Origin of the sequence: Phytobacter palmae, from assembly GCF_039409775.1 — a bacterium.
GTDB classification, from domain to species: Bacteria; Pseudomonadota; Gammaproteobacteria; order Enterobacterales; family Enterobacteriaceae; genus Phytobacter; species Phytobacter palmae.
The window spans coordinates 1-3362 of the sequence record NZ_JBCIVJ010000052.1 but is presented as its reverse complement, the minus strand read 5'-3'; the positions used below and the strand labels follow the sequence as shown (position 1 = coordinate 3362).

At 39.6% G+C, this 3362-nt stretch carries 1 protein-coding gene and 2 pseudogenes; all 3 read left to right on the top strand.

Features of this window, described 5'->3' with window-relative positions; genetic code table 11:
* Nucleotides 1-352 precede the first annotated feature (352 nt).
* Nucleotides 353-1282 (top strand): annotated as a pseudogene (locus AAIG39_RS25785) (RHS repeat-associated core domain-containing protein); the annotation flags it as partial.
* On the top strand, nucleotides 1279-1854 hold the full coding sequence (locus AAIG39_RS25525; RefSeq protein ID WP_343195042.1) for a hypothetical protein: 576 nt from the start codon (nucleotides 1279-1281) through the stop codon (nucleotides 1852-1854). The pseudogene AAIG39_RS25785 and the gene AAIG39_RS25525, both read left to right, overlap by 4 nt.
* A gap of 37 nt (nucleotides 1855-1891) precedes the next feature.
* Nucleotides 1892-2464 (top strand): annotated as a pseudogene (locus AAIG39_RS25520) (DNA/RNA non-specific endonuclease); the annotation flags it as partial.
* Nucleotides 2465-3362: the final 898 nt, after the last annotated feature.

Genomic DNA, 3362 nt, shown 5'->3' with positions numbered 1-3362 from the left:
TGGTTTTATGGAGTTGACAGAGGATAATGAGGATATATTTATTAGATTTTATCATTGGTTACAAAAGAAAAATAATAAATTTAGTTTGGGGTTAAATAAAAATACTAGTGATAGTTTTAGTTTGACCACTGAAGATATTAAAAAACTGATGCCATAAATAACAAAAGCTGGGAATGAAATTATATCTTCCCGGCTCTTTTATTATTTAATTTCCGTTTAGCCCACTCAATCAGTACGTCCTTCACTCCATTAACCACCTGTCTGGCCTGATAAAGCTACTCTCACAGCTCCTGCACCTCGTCATAATCGGTCATAAGCACGCTGCTCCCTCTGAAATATCACGGTAACCGATGTGGTGGCAGTACCGAGGGATCGCAACAAACCACAAACACAGGTCAGTTTCCGTTATGATCCGCTCGGCCGGCGTATCAGCAAAACAGGCCAGCAGACGCTGGGGGGCAGACAGTCAGGAAAGCAGGTGACGACACGTTTTCTGTGGGAAGGTTTTCGCCTGTTGCAGGAAATTCACGACGATGTGCCCCTGACTTATGTCTATAGCGACGGGGAAAGTTATGAACCGCTGGCGCGTATTGATGGCGCAGAGGATCCGGATATCTTCTGGTTTCACTGTCAGCCGAACGGTACGCCAGAACGGATGACGGACCGTGAAGGACATATCCGCTGGGAAGGGCAGAACAGCGCGTGGGGTAAACTGCTGCACGAGTCGATACCATAGGGTACAGGGTATGCGCAGAACCTGCGTATGCAGGGGCAATACCTGGATCGTGAGACCGGGTTGCACTACAATTTGTTTCGTTATTACGACCCGGATAGCGCAAGGTTTACCCAGCAGGATCCGATAGGGCTGGCGGGGGGATTAAACCTCTATAGTTATGCGCCGAATGCGTTGAGTTGGGTGGATCCGTGGGGGTTACAACGGCTTTGTGCATTCGGAAATAAGAGCGGGCCAAAAGGTATTCGTGAGCGAGATTTGGCCCCCAATGAGCATGGCTTGCTTCCTTCACAAGCAGGTAAGACAAGACCTCAAGGTAAATCAGTGACCAGAACACCTGAAGAATCTGGTTTACAGGGACATTATCATACTTTACGTGAAGATGTGAAAATGCCTGATGGGTTAGGTATTAAACACGATGGGCGTGATATGCCCGGAGGGTATATGTCTCCTGGACACTCAACAGTGTATCCTACTAGAGATATGACGCCAGATGAGTTCAATAATTTGTTTAATTCATTACCATGGGAGTATGGTGGTAAAATATGAAAGATTTAATAAAAAAATTTATTGCTATTGAAGATTTTTTTAATGAAGAAACTCGCAATTTTGTTGATTCAGTCCAGCATAATGGAATTACATGGTCGAAATATGAGTTACAGGAAACCGCTCTAAATCAATACTATTATCTTGTTCGTTCACTAATTCTTGAATGTGATCCTGATTTAATGTTTTTGCTGTGTTCAACCGATAGTGAACATAGAAGAGTATCTTTGAAATTGATAAAAGATGGCCTGCTTGATTTTTCTTTATCTGATTTATTTATCGAGAAACTTATAAATATATCGATCATTGGTAATGATGAAGAAAAGAAAATGGCGAGAAATATTATAATTTCACGTGGATGGCTGTTAACTCGACATGAGTTAGTCGGGAATATCATATCTGATTTTTATAAAAAAGATTTAGACTATTATTTATATAAAGAAATTGGTGAATTTTTGTATGTTATAAAAAATAATGCATTATTAAATACACATATAAAATTAGGAATGCGTAGTCAAGATAAAGACATAGTTGAGTTGGCTAATGAACTACAAATGAATTTAGTTGGCGGATAATTCTACATTTGCATTCTCAATGGAGGACTGTGGTTGTGAGGCAAGACTGCATTATAACTTATTCAGATACTATGACCCAGAGTGTGGAAAATTTACGTAACTTGATTCGATAGGGCTGGCGGGGGGGATAAACCTTTATCAGTATGCGCCTAACCCTCTTAGTTGGATCGATCCGCTGGGATTAACGAATTGCGGTATCAAATATGGTGAACTGGATATCTTAGGTCGGCCACCAGGTGTGCAGGCTCGATTAAATGCAAGCCATATAAATACTGGAACGCACACAAATACCAATATTCAACCTCCCGGATTTATTACCGGAGCTGGTTGTCATCGGGCAAGAGGACATTTGCTTGGTCGTCAGTTAGGTTGCTCTGATGATGATGTTCGCAATCTAATTTCTATTCCACAACGACCTGCCAATACACCAGTGATGATTGGAATAGAAGGTCGAATACGGAAGACTTTGGAACAAGGGGAAGTTGTTGATCTAAACATAACTCCTATTTATCATGGCCCTTCCAGAATGCTGGCTGATATTACAATAAAAGCAGAAGGATCAGGAGGATTCTTCGAACACGTTACAGTACTTAATCCACCGGGAATGTAAATATGCCAATAAATAGTCTAATTTCGATACTAACAGCACCAGTTTCCCCTTCAGAATCGGGCAAGGGCATGAAATGGCCTTTGATTGAGGATAATTTATCTTTTCCGTCTGATTATGTTGATTTTATAAATACATATGGGTCGGGTCGCATTTCAGAATTTATTGTTATATTTAACCCATTTAGCCAAAATGAAGATGTGAATTTTTTGAACAATATAAATTTATTCTAGAGGATCTTAATTATCTGATCGAGTCAGATAGCGATTATTATAAATATCAATTATATCCAAAAGATAATGGATTGATTCCAGTGGGGGTTACTGATAATGGTGATTATATTTTTTGGGTTGTAAATTCTAAAGTGAATAGTGATTTATGGGGGACCGCTATTATTCCATCAAGATCGCCTGAAGTTGAGTATTCTGACAATGGGCTGAGTACTTTTTTAGAAAGTTTATTAGCAAACAGGCTTAAATATAAATCATTTCCTGATAGCTTCCCTCCTGATGTTATCAAGTTCGAAACTATTTAAAACGAAAGCCGGGAAAGAAATAAATTCTTCCCAGCTTTTTTATTATCTAATACCCATTCAGTCCACTAAACAAGCACATCCTTAATCCCTTTAACTATCTGTTTAGCCTGGTAAAGCTGCTCGCGCAGTTCTGTATTTTGAGAGACGTACATTACCATTGGATACGCTAAATAAATCATATAAAATCTATGAGGTTCTTGTCCCTATCTATGCTGCTGGGCCCGCAATACCTAGGTTTAACCAGCCAGATAAGGGAACATAGTACGAGCTTTCTAAATCTATTAGTCAGCTTCTTGCAGAAGGTAAGATAAGAGAGATATGAGGTTGAAATGACGAGAGAGTTTTATAATTTTAAACCAAAGAAAA